We start from the raw sequence: 14,865 nt of genomic DNA, 5'->3' as shown, positions 1-14,865 counted from the left end.
CGGCGTCCGGCAGGGTCAGGCGGTCTCCGCGGACACCGACCCGGCCTCGGCCTCGGCGAGCGAGTCCTCGACCTGCAGCTCCGGCGCCCGGGCGAGGAGCCGGCGCAGCAGCTCGTTGAGCCGGGTCACCTCCTCGTCGCTGAGGTCGCCCAGGATGATCTCCTGGCCGCGCAGCGAGACCGGCAGCATCGCGTCGTGCATCTCGGCGCCCTCGGGCGTCAGGAACAGCTGCCGGGAGCGGCCGGTGTCCTCCAGCTGCACGATCAGCCGCCGGTCGGAGAGCACCCCGACGCTCTTGGAGATGATCGCCTTGTTCATCGCCACGAAGTCGGAGATCTCGCTGGCCGTGACGCCCGGGCGGATGGCCAGGACGGAGAGCACGCGCCAGTCGTTGGTCCCGAGCCCGAACCGGGCGCGGAGGATGCGCGACTCCCGCCAGACGAGGCTGTTGGACAGCAGCGAGATCAGCCGCGGGGTGAAGTCGTTGGTGTCGATCCCGGTCGGCAGCGGCCCGGTCACCGCATCAGGTGGCAGCTCCACTCGTCATCTCCCCCTCTGCGGTGGCACACGCGCCGCCCGGTGCTGACGAGATGTGACTCCCTGTGCGGCCGTCGAGCGTAGCCAGGCGTGGTCCCGGGCCGGCGGGGGACCACCCCGCCGGCCCAGCACCCTGCGTCAGTGCGCGGCTCCGGCCTGTTCCGTCTCGTCCGCCGTGTGGGCGATCGAGCGGGTGTCCTGGAACGCGCGGACGCCCTCGATGCCCTGCTCGCGGCCCATGCCGGAGGCCTTCATGCCGCCGAACGGGGCGCGCAGGTCCAGGCGCGCGGCGCCGTGGTCGTTGACCCACACGTAGCCGCACTCCAGCTGCGCGCCGATCCGGTTGGCCTGGTCGGTGTCGGCGGTCCAGACCGAGGCGCACAGGCCGGCCCAGGTGTCGTTGGCCTGCCGGACGGCCTCGGCGTCGTCGTCGTAGGGGATCACCGGGATGACCGGGCCGAACTGCTCCTGGGTGACCACCCGGAGCGAGGGGTCGGGGTCCACGACGACGGCCGGGCGGAGGAAGTTGCCCTCGGCGAACTCGCCGCCGGGCAGCTCGCCGAACTCGAGCACGGTCGCCCCGGAGGCCTTGGCCTCCTCGATGATGTCGGTGACGAAGGCCTTCTGCGCCGACTGGTGCAGCGGGCCCATCGTGGTGCCCTCGGCCAGGCCGTGGCCGAGGACGACCTTCTCCAGCCGCGCGGTGAGCCCGGCGACGAGCTCGTCCATCCGGGACCGGTGCACGTAGAGCCGCTTGGCGTTCATGCAGATCTGGCCGGTGGTGTCGTAGACGGCGCCGAACAGCCGGTCGAGGTGGTCGTCGTCCAGGACGGCGTCCGCCCGGATGATCGCCGGGTCGTTGCCGCCGAGCTCCAGGGTGACCCGGGTGAGGCTGCGCGAGGCCATCTCCATGATCTTCTTGCCGCCGTTGACGCTGCCGGTGAAGCACACCTTCGCGACGTCGGGGTTGTCGATCAGGCCGGCCATCTCGCTGTCCTTGCCGGTGACCACGTTCAGCACGCCCGGGGGCAGCTTCTCGGCGACCCGCTGCACCAGGCGGGTGGTGGCCAGCGGCGTGGACGGCGGCGGCTTGACGATCGCGGTGTTGCCGGCCAGCAGCGCGTGGGGGAGCGCCGCGGCGAGGATGGCGATCGGCCAGTTGAAGGGGACGATCAGCGTCACCACGCCGATCGACTGGTAGGCGATGGTGGTCTGGACCGGGATCCCGGGCGCCGGGGGCAGCACCTTGGTGGTGTCGACCTCCTCGGCCAGGGACAGCGCCAGCTGCCACCGGATCTCGAAGACCAGCGCGTCGACCCACGCCTCGTGGACGATCTTGCCGTTCTCCAGGGACAGCACCCGGGCGTCCTCGTCGCGCTCGTCGGCGAGGCCCTCGATGGCGGCGGCCATCTGGGCGGCGCGCTCGGTGGCCGGCAGCGCCGACCAGGCCGGGTAGGCCGCCTTGGCCGCGGCCACGGCGTCGGCCACGTCCGCCTGCGTCGCGGCGGCCGCGTGGCCGACGACGACGCCGGGCCGGGCGGGGTCGACGACGTCGAGGACGTCCGCGGTGCTCCGCTCCTGGCCGCCGATGTACAGCCCCGTCGTGACGGGGGTCGTCGTGCTCGTGGTGCTCGTCATGCCGATCACCTTCCCTTGGGTGTCCTGACAGGCGCCGGGCGGTCCACCGAGATGTCTCCGACGGCCCTGTTTACATGTGAACGATAGCGGTTTACTGTGGCCCGCACCACATGGTTCACAAGTAAACCAAGCGCTGCTACTGTGACCCAGGTCACTGGTGCAGGCCCGCCAGGGCACCGGCCCGCAGGCCTGGCCGACCGCAGCTGCCACGAGCGCGATCGACGGTCATCGACGAGGGGATCCGAGGATGAGAGACGACTCTGCCTGGCTGGAGGGTGAGCGGCCGTCCGTGGCCGAGCTGGAGGACCGCGCCTTCGAGCTGCGGTCCAAGCTGCTCCACCTGTGCGGCACGTACGAGGGCGCGGTGCACATCGGCGGCGACCTGTCCGCCGCGGACATCTTCACGTCGCTGTTCCACTACGGCCTGCGCGTCGACCCGCACGACATCAGCAACCCGCGGCGCGACCGCTTCCTGCTGAGCAAGGGGCACGCGGCCGTCTGCATGTACATCGCGATGTCGATGCGCGGCTTCTTCTCCTACGACGGCATCGTCGAGACCTACGGGAAGCTCGACAGCGCCTACGGCATGCACCCGTGCAAGGTGCAGCTGCCCGGCGTCGAGGCGTCGACGGGCTCGCTCGGCCACGGCCTCCCGCTCGCGGTGGGCATGGCGCTGTCCGGCCGGCACCGCGGCGAGGCCCACCGCGTGGTCTGCCTGCTCGGTGACGGCGAGACCGGTGAGGGCTCCGTCTGGGAGGCCGCGATGGCCGCCCGCAGCAACAACCTGGGCAACCTGGTCGCCTTCGTCGACCGCAACCGCCAGCTGATGACCAGCCACGCGGAGGAGCGGGTCGCCTTCGAGCCCTACCCCGACAAGTGGCGGGCCTTCGGCTGGGACGTCGTCGAGGTCGACGGCCACGACATGGCGTCCCTGGTCAAGGCGATCGACGACCTGCCGGCGCCGGACAGCACGACCCCCACGGTCGTCATCTGCGAGACGGTCAAGGGCAAGGGCGTGGACTTCATGGAGCGCAACCTCGCGTGGCACGCCGGCTCCCTCGGCGCCGAGGACCTCGAGCGAGCACTGGCCGCCCTCGAGGCGTCCCGGAAGAAGGAGACGGTCTGATGCCGGTCACGTTCACGTTCGGCGAGATGCTGTCGGCCCGGTCGGTGATCGGGTCCACCCTCGCCGAGCTCGGGAAGACCCACGACAACCTCTGGGTGCTGACCCCCGACATCGGCGCGACGCTGGTGGAGTTCCAGGAGACGTTCCCGGACCGCTTCGTCGACGTCGGGCTCGCGGAGCAGGTCTGCGTCGGCATCGCCGCCGGCCTCGCCTACGACGGCAACATCCCCGTCGTCTCGGGGATGCTCCCCTTCCTGAGCATGCGGGCGCTCGAGCAGATCCGCACCGACGTCTGCTACCCCAACCTGCCGGTCAAGATCATCGGCACGCACGGCGGCCTGGTCGGCAACGGCGGGTCGACCCACTACGCGGTCGAGGACCTCGCTCTGATGTGCGCGCTGACCAACATGACCGTCACCTCGATCGGCGACCCGGCCATGGTGGGGGAGATCCTGCGCCAGTCGATGACGATGCCGGGCCCGATCTACATCCGGCTCGCCGTCGGCAAGAAGGACAAGGTGCTCTACGCCGAGGGCGAGCACGACGTGCGCATCGGCAAGGGGATCATCGCCCGGGACGGCACCGACGCCACGATCTTCACCCACGGGACGACGGTGGCCCAGGCGCTGCAGGCGGCCGAGGACCTCGCCGAGGACGGCCGGTCGGTGCGGGTGGTCGACATGTTCACCCTCAAGCCGATCGACGAGGCGCTCATCGCCCAGTGCGCCGACGAGACCGGCGGCCGGTTCGTCGTCCTCGAGGACCACCTGGCCTACGGCGGCCTCGCCTCGCGCATCGCCGACGTCGTCGCCGACCGGGGCATCCGGCTCAGCGGCTTCGAGCGGCTCGGCATCCCCCAGGTCTACGCCGGCTTCGGCGACGACGAGGAGCTGCGCGACAAGCACGGCTACGGCCTCGCCGCGACGGTCGCGGCCACCCGCCGGGTCATCGCGCAGCCGTCCTGGCCCACCTCCCACTGACCTGCGACCGACGGAGACACCCATGAGGACAGTCGCGGTCACCAAGATCGGCAGCCTGCGCGACCCGGACGAGACCACCCGCGGCCGGATCGGCATCGTCGACATGCCCGACCAGCCGCTCGGCCCGGAGGACGTGCGGATCCGCGTCGCCTACTCGGCGATCTGCGGGTCCGACCCGCACCTGGCCGAGGGCTTCTTCGGCACCGACGTGCCCATCGGCCTCGGCCACGAGCTCTCCGGCGTGGTCGAGGCGGTGGGCGACGGCGTCCGCACCGGCATCCGGGTGGGCGACCGGGTCGCCGGCAACTTCCTGCGGTTCTGCGGCACCTGCTGGCCGTGCCGGGACGGCCGCCAGCAGTTCTGCGAGAACATCGGCGACTACAACCGCCCCGGCATGGCCGAGACGGTGACCTGGCACGAGTCCCAGGTGTACGTGCTGCCGGACTCGGTGAGCCTGCGGCAGGGCGCGCTGCTGGAGCCCACCTCGGTCGCCGTCCGGATCGCGGACAAGACCCGGATGCGCGTCGGTGACCGGGTGGCGATCTGCGGTGGCGGCCCGATCGGGCAGCTGGCGCTGCAGGTGATGCGGCTGCACGGGGCCACCTCGCTGACCCTCATCGAGCCGATCGCCGAGCGCCGCGAGATGGCCCTGGCCACCGGTGCCGAGCACGTGATCGACCCGCTCACCGAGGACCAGCAGGCACGGACGGCGGAGATCACCGGCGGCCGTGGGTACGACGTGGTGATCGACGCCTCGGGGTCGACCCGGGCGGTGCGCGGGCTGCTGGACCTGGCGGCGAAGGGCGGCACCGTCGTCTACGGGGCGATGTACCCGCACGACTTCGAGATGCCGCTGAACCTGTCCGACGCGCTGTACCTCAAGGAGCTGACCCTCACCGGGGTCTTCGTCTCGCCGTACGCGTTCCCGCGGGCCGTGCAGCTGCTGCCGCTGCTGGACCTGGACGCGCTGACCGCCACGGCGTTCCCGCTCGACGAGGCGGTCGAGGCGTTCGCCGCGCACGTCAGCGGCCGGCACGCGAAGGTCCTCATCCGCTGCAACGACCTCGACGAGGGACCCGCGGCATGAGCACGGCGACGGCCGCTGCCGCGGCGCCGGCCCTGGAGGCCGTCGGCATCTCCAAGCACTTCGACGGGGTGTTCGCGCTCAACGGCGCCCACCTGTCGGTCCGGCCCGGCGAGATCCACGCGCTCCTCGGGGAGAACGGCGCCGGGAAGTCGACGCTGGTCAAGGTGCTCACCGGCGTCTACCACCCCGACGCCGGGCAGGTGCTGCGGTCCGGCGAGGAGCTCGAGCTCGCCAACGTGCGCGTCGCCAACCGGGCCGGCATCGTCGCGCTCTACCAGGAGCTCTCGATCATCCCCACGATCAGCGTGGCCGAGAACATCCTGCTCGGGGAGCGGATCCCCAGCCGCGGCGGCATCGTCCAGTGGTCGACGCTGCGCCGGCGGGCCAAGGAGCAGCTCGACCGGCTGCACCAGAAGATCCCGCTGCGCCAGCTGGCCGGCGAGCTGTCCCCGGTCCAGCAGACGATGGTCTCCTTCGCCCGGGCGCTGGCCAACGACGCCCAGATCCTCATCCTGGACGAGCCGACCGCCTCGCTCACCGACACCGAGATCACCGAGCTGTTCGCCGTGCTCCGCGCGCTGCGCGCCGACGGCGTGGCGATCGTCTACGTGTCGCACCGGCTCGAGGAGGTCTTCGAGCTCTGCGACCGGCTCACCATCATGCGCAACGGCGAGACGGTGCTGACCAAGGACGTCGCCGACTCGACCATCGACGAGGTCATCTCCACGATGGTGGGCCGCTCGCCCGGCGAGCTGTTCCCCGACCGGGGCACGGCGACCTCGACGGTCTCGCTCACCGTCAGCGAGCTCACCGGGCGCCGGGTCCAGGACGTCTCGTTCACCGTGCACCGCGGCGAGGTCCTCGGGATCGGGGGCCTGGCCGGGTCCGGGCGCAGCGAGCTGCTGCGCATCCTGGCCGGCGCCCAGAAGCACGTGTCCGGGACGATCACGATCAACGGCACCGAGCTGCCCCACTCCGCCGGCGTCGCGAAGACGCTGGACGCGGGCATGGCGCTGGTCCCCGAGGAGCGGCGCAGCCAGGGGGTCATCCTCAGCGCGTCGATCCAGGACAACGTCGCGCTGGCCAACATCGCCACGGTCAGCTCGCTGGGCATGGTGAACGGCGGGCGGATCGCCGACATCACCCGGCGCGGGATGTCCGACCTGCAGGTCAAGGCGCGCAGCCCGCGCCAGCCGGTCGGCGAGCTGTCCGGTGGCAACCAGCAGAAGGTGGTGCTGGCGAAGATGCTGGCCCGCGACCCCGCGGTCCTGCTGATGGACGAGCCGACCCGGGGCATCGACGTGGGCACCAAGGCGGAGATCTACCGGCTCATCCGACGCCTGGCCGCGAACGGCACGACCGTGATCGCGGTCAGCTCGGAGCTGCCGGAGCTGATCGGGATGAGCGACCGGGTGCTGATCATGCACGAGGGCCGGATCTCGGGCGAGGCCCGTTCCGAGGACGCCGACGAGGAACTGCTGCTCAACTACTGCTACGGGAAGACTGCCCGATGACGACCACAGAGACCACGACGACGACGACGGTGGCCGAGGTCCCCGCCCGGCAGCGCACCTCGATCGGGAAGTTCCTCGTGCAGGGCGGGACGACGATCGCGCTCCTGCTGCTCATCGTCTTCTTCTTCGCGATGCGCCCGGACGTGTTCCTGACCTTCACCAACGTCCGGAACATCCTCTTCCAGGTCTCGATCCTGGCGATCATCGCCGGGGCCCAGACCCTGGTCATGGTGGTCGGCGACTTCGACCTGTCCCTCGCCGCGACCTCCAGCCTGGCCGGCGCCGTCGCCGCCTCGCTGATGCTGGACGGGCGGCCGACCTGGCCGGCCATCCTCGCCGCGCTCGTCGTCGGCCTGCTCATCGGCATCGCCAACGGCGCCCTGGTCGCCTACCTCAACCTGTCGGCCTTCGTCGCGACGCTGGCGACGATGACGTCGGTGACCGGCCTGGCCTACCTGGTCACCGAGGGCACGACGCTGTTCAACCTGCCGGCGGGGTTCAACTCGCTCGGGCAGGGGCGGGCGCTGAACATCCCGGTGCCGGTGTACGTGGCGATCGGCCTCGGGATCATCCTGTGGGCGCTGCTGCGGTTCACCACGACCGGCCGGAAGTGGTACGCGATCGGCGGCAACGTCGAGGTCTCGCGCCTCTCCGGGATCAACGTGCAGCGGGGCCGGCTGCTGGCCTTCGCCGCCGCGGGGCTCATCGCCGCGGTCGCCGGCATCCTGCTGGCCGCCCGCCTGGGCAGCGCCAGCGCCGTCCAGGGCAGCGACAACCTGCTGTTCTCGGTGGCCGCGGTGTTCCTGGGCATGACCGTCATCCGGTCGGGCCGGGCGAACCTCGTCGGGACGATGGTCGGTGTCGCGATCATCGGCGTGATGAGCAACGGGCTCAACATCCTCGGCGTGAACTCCTACGTGCAGCAGGTGGTCACGGGTCTGATCATCATCGCCGCCGTGACCCTGTCGTCCGTGAGGACCCGCGAGAGGTGACCCGGGGCGGCCGCCCCCGGTCCCGCACAGCACACCCACCACTCGGCCGGCAACGGCAGGCCGCACGTCCTACAAGGGAGTAGATCATGCGCAGATCGATCGGACTGGGCGCGAGCGTCGCAGTCCTCACCATGGTGCTGGCCGGCTGTTCCTCCGGTGACGGGGGAGGGGGCGGCGGTGGTGGCGGCGGCGGCAGCGACGACCCGTTCCGGGTGATCGCCTTCACCTCGGGCAACCAGACCCCGATCGGTGCCTGGTGGGTCAAGGCCGTCGAGGCCAAGGCCGACGAGCTCGGCTGGGACCTCACCATGATCCAGGGCGACTTCGACTTCCAGAAGATGAACCCGCAGGTGGAGAGCGCGATCGGCCAGGGCGCCGACGTGATCCTGGACGGCTACACCGACGTCGCGGCGATCGGCTCGATCGTCACCGCCGCGCGGGACGCCGAGATCCCGATCTTCGCGATGGACGCGGCGACCGAGGCCACGGACGCGTTCGCGGTCAACATCACCACCGACCAGCAGGGCATCGTGGACGGCACGCTGGAGGCGCTGACGGCGTCGCTCGGCGGCTCGCTGGAGGGCAAGAACGTCATGGTCATCGGCCACGACCCGCACCCCGGCATCCGGATGCGCGCCGAGCTGGCGCTCGAGGACCTGGAGGCCGCCGGTGCCACCATCGCCGGCGGTGACGTGCAGAAGGTGAAGTCCCCGGCAACCGGGCGCACCGAGGCGCTGGCCCTGGTCACCGACTACCTGACCGCCAACCCCAACGGCCTCGACGCCGTCTGGGTCGGCTGGGACGACGCGGCGCTGGGTGCGTCGCAGGCGATCACCGAGGCCGGCTCGCAGGCGAAGGTGACCGGGTCGGACGCCACCAGCGAGGCCATCGCGCAGATCCAGTCCGGCAGCACGTTCGTGGCCACCGCCAACCAGCCGTGGCCCGAGGTGCTGGACACGGTGATCGAGGAGATCACCACCTACCAGGAGACCGGCGACCTGCCGTCGGAGAACTACGAGGCGGTCGACACCACCATCGTCACCGCCGAGAACGCCTCCACCATCACGCCGTCGGACAAGTTGGGGTAGCCAGGCCCGCCCCGGTCGGGGCCGGGAGAGTCCTCCCGGCCCCGACCGGCCCCGTTCCTGCCGCACTCCCGGGCCTCCCGGCCCGCCCCCCGAACGACACGAGGAAGGCAGTACCCATGCGTCTGGAAGGCAAGGTCGCCATCATCACCGGCGGTGCCAGCGGCATCGGCCACGCGACGGTGCAGAAGTTCGTCCGCGAGGGCGCCAAGGTCGTCGTGGCCGACATCGACCTGGAGCGGGCGGAGAAGGTCGTCGCCGAGCTCGAGGCCGACGGCCACCAGGGCGCCGCCGTGGCCGCGCAGGTCGACGTCTCGGTCTACAGCCAGGTCGAGGCGGTCGTCCAGCGGGCGGTCGACGCCTTCGGCAAGCTCGACGTGATCTTCAACAACGCCGGCATCGCCGGTGGCAAGGCCCTGCTCGACCACGACCCGGCGGTCGACTACGAGCCGATGATCCGGGTCGACCAGGACGGCGTCTACTACGGCATCCTCGCCGCCGGCCGGCAGTTCCGGTCGCAGGGCACCGGCGGCGTCATCATCAGCACCTCGTCCATCTACGGCGAGCAGGCCGCCGAGCTGGCGTTCAGCTACAGCGCCGCCAAGGCCGCCGTCATCTCCTTCACCCGGTCGGCGGCCTACGAGCTGGCCCAGTACGGCATCCGCGCGGTCGCGATCACCCCCGGCCGGGTCGGCACCCCGATCATCAACCAGTTCAGCGAGGAGCTGCGGACGACGTTCGCGTCCGAGCAGCTGCGGAACAAGCTCACCGAGCCGCACGAGATCGCCGACGTGGTGGCGTTCCTCGCCTCCGACGAGGCCAACGTCATCAACGGCACCGTCGTGCACGTCGACGACGGGTACTCGGTGTTCAAGAAGCGCCTCGACCTCCCCACCTTCTGAGGGGGCGACGTGCCGATCGAGGTCGCCTGCCACCTCAACGTCGTCGTCCCCGACCTCGCGGAGCCGGCGCTGAGCCGGTCGCTCGCCGCGCTGGCCGGGCTGGGCTACTCCCACGTCGTCCTCCCCCCGATCGACCCGGACACCGCTCCGCTCAGCGAGCTGGCCGCGGTGTTCCGGGACCACGGACTCGCGCCGATCACCCTCGGCGGCCAGGCGCCGGGCGCGGACGTGTCCTCCGCCGACCCCGACGAGCGGGAGCAGGGCGCCGCGGCCCTGCGCCGGCTGGTGGCGGCCACCGTGGCGCTGGGCGGCGACCAGATGAACGGCGTCTCCTACGGGCTGTTCGGCCGGGCGGAGACCGTCCCGACCCCGGAGGCCGTCGAGCGGGCGGCGCAGGCCGTCGGCCAGGTCGCCGAGCACGCCCACGCCGAGGGCGTGGCGATGACCTTCGAGGTGCTCAACCGGTACGAGACCGCGATGCTCAACACCGCCGAGCAGGCGCTGGCCTTCATCGCGGCCAGCGGCTCGGAGCACCTGCAGGTGCACCTCGACACCTTCCACATGGCGGTCGAGGAGAGCGACATGCTCGGCGCCGTCCGGTCGGCGGTGCCGGTGCTGGGCTACCTGGAGCTGGGTCAGTCCGGCCGCGGCCCGTTGTCCACCGGCGTGGTCGACACCGGCGCCGTGGTGCAGGAGGCGCTCCGGGCCGGGTACCGGGGCAGGGTGGGCGTGGAGGCGTTCTCGCGGTCGGTATTGTCCAGCGTCGCCGGTGACGTGCTCGCCATCTGGCGGGCGCCCTACACCGACGGCCTGGCGCTGGCCGCGGAGGCGATCGACGTCGTCCGGGCGGCGGAGGCGGCCGTGGGGTCGCCCGACGGCGCGACCCGTTGACCGGTCGCGCACGGGGGGCGCCGCCCCCGTGCGCGACCGCGCTCAGCGCCCGGCCGGCACCGGCGGGGAGAGGAAGGCGATGACCTCGTCGGCGACGACGTCGGGCTTCTCCTGGTAGAGCGCGTGGCCGATCTCGGTCAGCACGTGCAGCTCGGCGCCGGCGATCTGCGCGGCGTAGGCCTCGCTGTGCGCGCGGGGGACGATGTCGTCCACCTCCGCGGTGAGCACCAGCGTCCGCGAGGTGATCCGCGCCAGCCGCGGCGGCAGCTCCGGGTTGTGCAGCAGCACCGGCCCGGAGGCGGCGAAGCGGCCGAACGCGGCACCGTCCCGGGCGCCCTGGGCGGCGGCCTCGGGGCTGGGCGGTGCCGACAGCGCGGCGTCGGCGATCGCGCCGTCCCAGAACAGCGCGCGGACCAGCTGCTCCTGGCTCATCGACGGCAGGTTCGCCGGCGGGGCCTCGGGCAGGTGCAGCCCGGCGGGGGCCATCAGCACGAGCCGCTCGACCCGCTCGGGCACGGTGCTGGCGACCTCGGCGGCGAGCCAGCCGCCGAAGGAGGCGCCGACCAGGTCGAACCGGTCCAGGCCCAGGACGTCGAACAGGGCGACGTAGTGCTGCACGAGGTCGGCCATGGTGGCCACCTCGGGGAGCTCGTCGCTCAGCCCGAAGCCGGGGTGGTCGGGGGCGATGACGTCGAAGTGGGCGGACAGCCGCTCGAGGTAGGGGTTCCAGGCGCCGGCGCCGCCGGCGGCGTGCAGCACCACGACGGGGCGCCCCGTGCCCTGCCGGAAGAGGTTGACCTCCCCGGACCCCAGGGGAACGCGGGTGGGTGCGGGACCCGTGCCGGGAAGGCTCACGCCAGACTCCGTCCGTCGGTGCGGACAGCTGTCCGCGGGGAGCCCACCGTGTCGGACGCCACAACGGGTGTCAACGGACCTTCCGATTCGGCGACTTTCCTCCCCATGACCGGCGGGAGTGGGGGACTGTGACCGTTGACACAACAGAGCCGCTGCCGGTACGTCTGAGCTGCCGCGATGCGGACCCCTGTACGGACTCGACGACGAGGAACCCATGACCGACGCCGCCCCCGCCCCCGCTGCCGCCCCCGCCGACCTGAGAGACTTCGACACCGACGTGCTGGTGGTCGGCTCCGGCCCGGCCGGCGCGGCCGCCGCGCTGTTCCTGGCCACCTACGGCACCCGCACCCTGCTGGTGACCAAGTACGCCCGGCTGTCGGACACCCCGCGGGCGCACATCACCAACCAGCGCACCATGGAGACGCTCCGGGACGCCGGCATCGAGCAGCGGCTGATGCGCGAGGCGACGCCCTGGGAGTACATGGGCAACACGACCTTCTGCACCAGCCTGGCCGGTGCGGAGCTCGGCCGGATCCCGTCCTGGGGCACCGACACCGTGCGGCACGCCGACTATGAGCTGCAGAGCCCCTGCACGATGCTCGACGCCCCGCAGACGATCACCGAGCCGATCCTGGTGCAGGCGGCGCAGGAGCGGGGTGCCCGGATCCGCTTCGACACCGAGTACCTCGGCCACGAGCAGGACGCCGACGGCGTGACCACCACCGTCCGGGACCGGCTCACCGGCGTCGAGCACACCATCCGCTCGCAGTACCTGGTCGGTGCCGACGGCGCCCGCAGCAAGGTCGCCGCCGACCTCGACCTGCCCTTCGAGGGCCCGGGGGCGGTGGCCGGGGCGATGAGCATCGTCTTCGAGGCCGACCTGTCCCACCTGGTCGCGCACCGCCCGTCGGTCCTCTACTGGATGCTCCAGCCGGGCGCGGAGAAGGAGGGCGTCGGCCTGGGCGTGCTGCGGATGATCAAGCCGTGGACCGAGTGGATGCTGATGTGGGGCTACGAGGTGGCCGCCGGCCCGCCCACCTTCACCGACGAGGTCGTCCGCGAGCTGGCCGTGGCGCTGGTCGGCACCGACGACTTCGAGATGCGGGTGAAGTCCGCGTCGCCGTGGACGGTCAACCACCACTTCGCCACCACGATCGCCCGCGGCCGGGTCTTCTGCGCCGGTGACGCGGTGCACCGGCACCCGCCGACGAACGGGCTGGGCTCGAACACCTCGATCCAGGACTCCTACAACCTGGCGTGGAAGCTGGCCCACGTCGTCGCCGGCACCGCCGACCCGTCGCTGCTGGACAGCTACGACGCCGAGCGGGCGCCGATCGCCCGGCAGATCGTGGAGCGGGCGAACCAGAGCATCGCCGACACCGGCCGCATCCTGCAGGCGCTGGACCTCGAGCACACCGAGGCCGACGCGCTCGAGCGCCAGCTCGCGCTGTGGAAGGCACCCGGGGCCCAGGGGGAGAAGATCCGGACGGCGCTGCGCGAGGCCATCGCCTACAAGGCGCACGAGTTCGACGCGCACGGGGTCGAGCACAACCAGCGGTACGCCTCCTCGGCGGTGGTGCCCGACGGCACCCCGATGCCTGAGTACCGCCGGGACCCCGAGCTCTACGCCCAGCCGACCACCTGGCCCGGGGCCAAGCTGCCGCACACCTGGGTCACCCGCGACGGGCACCGGGTCTCCACCCTCGACCTGGTCGGCAAGGGGCACTTCAGCGTGGTCACCGGCATCGGCGGCGAGGCCTGGCTGCAGGCCGCGGCCGAGCTCGCGGCCGAGCGTGGGCTGACCCTCACCCCGGTCTCCATCGGACCGGGCCAGCCGGTCGAGGACCCGTACGGCACCTGGGCCGACCTGCGCGAGATCGGGGACGCCGGGGTGCTGCTGGTCCGCCCGGACCTGTACGTGGCCGGCCGGCACCTGGGGGCGCCGGCCTCGGCGGCGGAGGCGCGGAGCTGGCTGGCCGACGTGCTCGGCACGGTGCTCGGACGCTGACGGGAGGCGCGGACGTGACGCTGGTGGAGGAGAAGGCGGCGCCGACGGCGCGGGAGCTGGTGGACCGGGTCCGGGCGCTGCGGCCGATGCTGCGCGCGCAGCAGGACGACGCCGAGCAGCGCGGGCACTACGGCGAGGAGGTGCACCGGGCGCTGGTCGACGCCGACCTCTACCGGCTGCTCACCCCGCGGCGGTACGGCGGCCTCGAGGTCGACCTGTCCACCTACGCCCGGCTGGTCATCGAGGTGTCCCGGGGCGACCCGTCCACGGGCTGGTGCTACGGCCTGGGGCACAACCACAACCTGACCACCGCCTCCCACTGGGGCCGGGAGGCGCAGGACGAGGTGTTCGCCGCGCCGGGCGGGTACTACCGGGCCTCGCACAGCATCGCCGGCGCCGGCCGGGCGGTCCGGGTCGACGGCGGCTACCGGGTGAGCGCCCGGTCGCCGTACCAGTCCGGCGTCCCCTGGTCGACCCACTCGACGGTGAACGCGGTCGTGGAGGGGGAGACCCGCCCGGACGGCTCCCCGCTGCTGATCGCCGCGATCGTGCCGCACGCCGAGGTCACCGTCCTCGACGACTGGGGCGGCGACCGCACGCTGGGCCTGCGGGGGAGCGGCTCGAACACCGTCGTGGTCTCCGACGTCGTCGTCCCGGAACACCGGGTCTGCCGCTTCGACTGGATCACCCACGACTACACCGGCCCCTCGGTCGGCACCGAGCTGCACGGCAACCCGCTGTACCTCGGCCCGGTCGCCGGCTTCCTGCACATGTCGCTGGCCAGTCCGGTGGTGGGGGCGGCGAAGGCGGCGCTGGACGAGTACGAGCAGATCATCGACAGCCGCACCTCGCCGTTCCCCCCGTTCCAGCCGCGCCGCGAGGACCCGCTGCACCAGCTCGACCTGGGCACCGCGATGACCATGGTCGACGCGGCGGAGGCCATCGTCGTCCGGTGCGGTGACCTGTACATGGAGTACGCGGCGGACGCCGTGGAGCGCGGTGTGCCGTTCACGCTGGAGATGGACGCCCGGCTGTACGGCATGGCGCAGCGGGCCTCGGAGCTGGCCAGCGAGGCCGTCGGGGTGCTGTTCCGCTCCGCCGGGTCCTCGGCGGCGATGGCCGGGCACCCGATGCAGCGGTACTACCGCGACGTCGCCATGGTGCGGACCCACCTGTCCTCCCAGTACTCCTGGACGGCGATGAAGATCGCCCAGGTGCACCTGGGGCTGCGGGTGGGCCCGTACTGAGCC

At 72.1% G+C, this 14,865-nt stretch carries 13 protein-coding genes; 10 read left to right on the top strand and 3 right to left on the bottom strand.

Annotated features, from left to right (window positions below; all coding sequences use genetic code 11):
* Window positions 1-15: 15 nt before the first annotated feature.
* Together HL054_RS08590 and HL054_RS08585 are read right to left on the bottom strand one after the other, a co-directional pair.
* Complete coding sequence (locus HL054_RS08590; protein ID WP_369138490.1) at window positions 16-540, bottom strand: MarR family winged helix-turn-helix transcriptional regulator; 525 nt, start codon at window positions 538-540, stop codon at window positions 16-18.
* Between the two features lie 135 nt (window positions 541-675).
* Complete coding sequence (locus HL054_RS08585; RefSeq protein ID WP_369138489.1) at window positions 676-2,175, bottom strand: aldehyde dehydrogenase family protein; 1,500 nt, start codon at window positions 2,173-2,175, stop codon at window positions 676-678.
* A gap of 247 nt (window positions 2,176-2,422) precedes the next feature.
* Here HL054_RS08585 and HL054_RS08580 point away from each other — a divergent pair, with 247 nt between their 5' ends.
* The 8 genes from HL054_RS08580 to HL054_RS08545 all read left to right on the top strand — a co-directional run bounded on the left by HL054_RS08580 (window position 2,423) and on the right by HL054_RS08545 (window position 10,752).
* A complete protein-coding gene (locus tag HL054_RS08580; RefSeq protein WP_369138488.1) occupies window positions 2,423-3,301 on the top strand; it encodes a transketolase in 879 nt (292 codons plus the stop codon).
* On the top strand, window positions 3,301-4,281 hold the full coding sequence (locus HL054_RS08575; protein WP_369138487.1) for a transketolase family protein: 981 nt from the start codon (window positions 3,301-3,303) through the stop codon (window positions 4,279-4,281). The genes HL054_RS08580 and HL054_RS08575 overlap by 1 nt, the downstream gene beginning before the upstream one ends.
* 22 nt (window positions 4,282-4,303) lie before the next feature.
* The gene (locus HL054_RS08570; RefSeq protein ID WP_369138486.1) at window positions 4,304-5,368 is read left to right on the top strand and encodes a zinc-dependent alcohol dehydrogenase; all 1,065 of its coding nucleotides are present in this window, start codon (window positions 4,304-4,306) and stop codon (window positions 5,366-5,368) included.
* A complete protein-coding gene (locus HL054_RS08565) occupies window positions 5,365-6,882 on the top strand; it encodes a sugar ABC transporter ATP-binding protein (protein WP_369138485.1) in 1,518 nt (505 codons plus the stop codon). The genes HL054_RS08570 and HL054_RS08565 overlap by 4 nt, the downstream gene beginning before the upstream one ends.
* Window positions 6,879-7,874, top strand: coding sequence for an ABC transporter permease (locus tag HL054_RS08560; RefSeq protein ID WP_369138484.1), 996 nt, complete (start codon window positions 6,879-6,881; stop codon window positions 7,872-7,874). Before HL054_RS08565 ends, HL054_RS08560 begins: the two co-directional genes overlap by 4 nt.
* 86 nt (window positions 7,875-7,960) lie before the next feature.
* Complete coding sequence (locus HL054_RS08555) at window positions 7,961-8,962, top strand: sugar ABC transporter substrate-binding protein (protein ID WP_369138483.1); 1,002 nt, start codon at window positions 7,961-7,963, stop codon at window positions 8,960-8,962.
* A gap of 116 nt (window positions 8,963-9,078) precedes the next feature.
* Window positions 9,079-9,861: an SDR family NAD(P)-dependent oxidoreductase gene (locus HL054_RS08550; protein WP_369138482.1), complete on the top strand. Its 783-nt coding sequence runs from the start codon at window positions 9,079-9,081 to the stop codon at window positions 9,859-9,861.
* 9 nt (window positions 9,862-9,870) lie between these two features.
* Complete coding sequence (locus HL054_RS08545) at window positions 9,871-10,752, top strand: sugar phosphate isomerase/epimerase family protein (protein ID WP_369138481.1); 882 nt, start codon at window positions 9,871-9,873, stop codon at window positions 10,750-10,752.
* 42 nt (window positions 10,753-10,794) lie between these two features.
* Here the strand turns inward: HL054_RS08545 and HL054_RS08540 are convergent, their stop codons facing one another.
* Entirely contained in the window at window positions 10,795-11,607 is an 813-nt protein-coding gene (locus tag HL054_RS08540) for an alpha/beta fold hydrolase (RefSeq protein ID WP_369138480.1), read from the bottom strand.
* 214 nt (window positions 11,608-11,821) lie between these two features.
* Between HL054_RS08540 and HL054_RS08535 the strand changes: the two genes are divergently transcribed.
* Together HL054_RS08535 and HL054_RS08530 are read left to right on the top strand one after the other, a co-directional pair.
* A complete protein-coding gene (locus HL054_RS08535) occupies window positions 11,822-13,615 on the top strand; it encodes an FAD-dependent oxidoreductase (protein WP_369138479.1) in 1,794 nt (597 codons plus the stop codon).
* Between the two features lie 14 nt (window positions 13,616-13,629).
* Complete coding sequence (locus HL054_RS08530; protein ID WP_369138477.1) at window positions 13,630-14,862, top strand: acyl-CoA dehydrogenase family protein; 1,233 nt, start codon at window positions 13,630-13,632, stop codon at window positions 14,860-14,862.
* Window positions 14,863-14,865: the final 3 nt, after the last annotated feature.

The organism is Modestobacter versicolor (assembly GCF_041028285.1).
GTDB lineage: Bacteria > Actinomycetota > Actinomycetes > Mycobacteriales > Geodermatophilaceae > Modestobacter > Modestobacter versicolor_A.
Note: the sequence above shows the minus strand (reverse complement) of the source record. Positions and strands in the feature narration are given on the sequence as shown.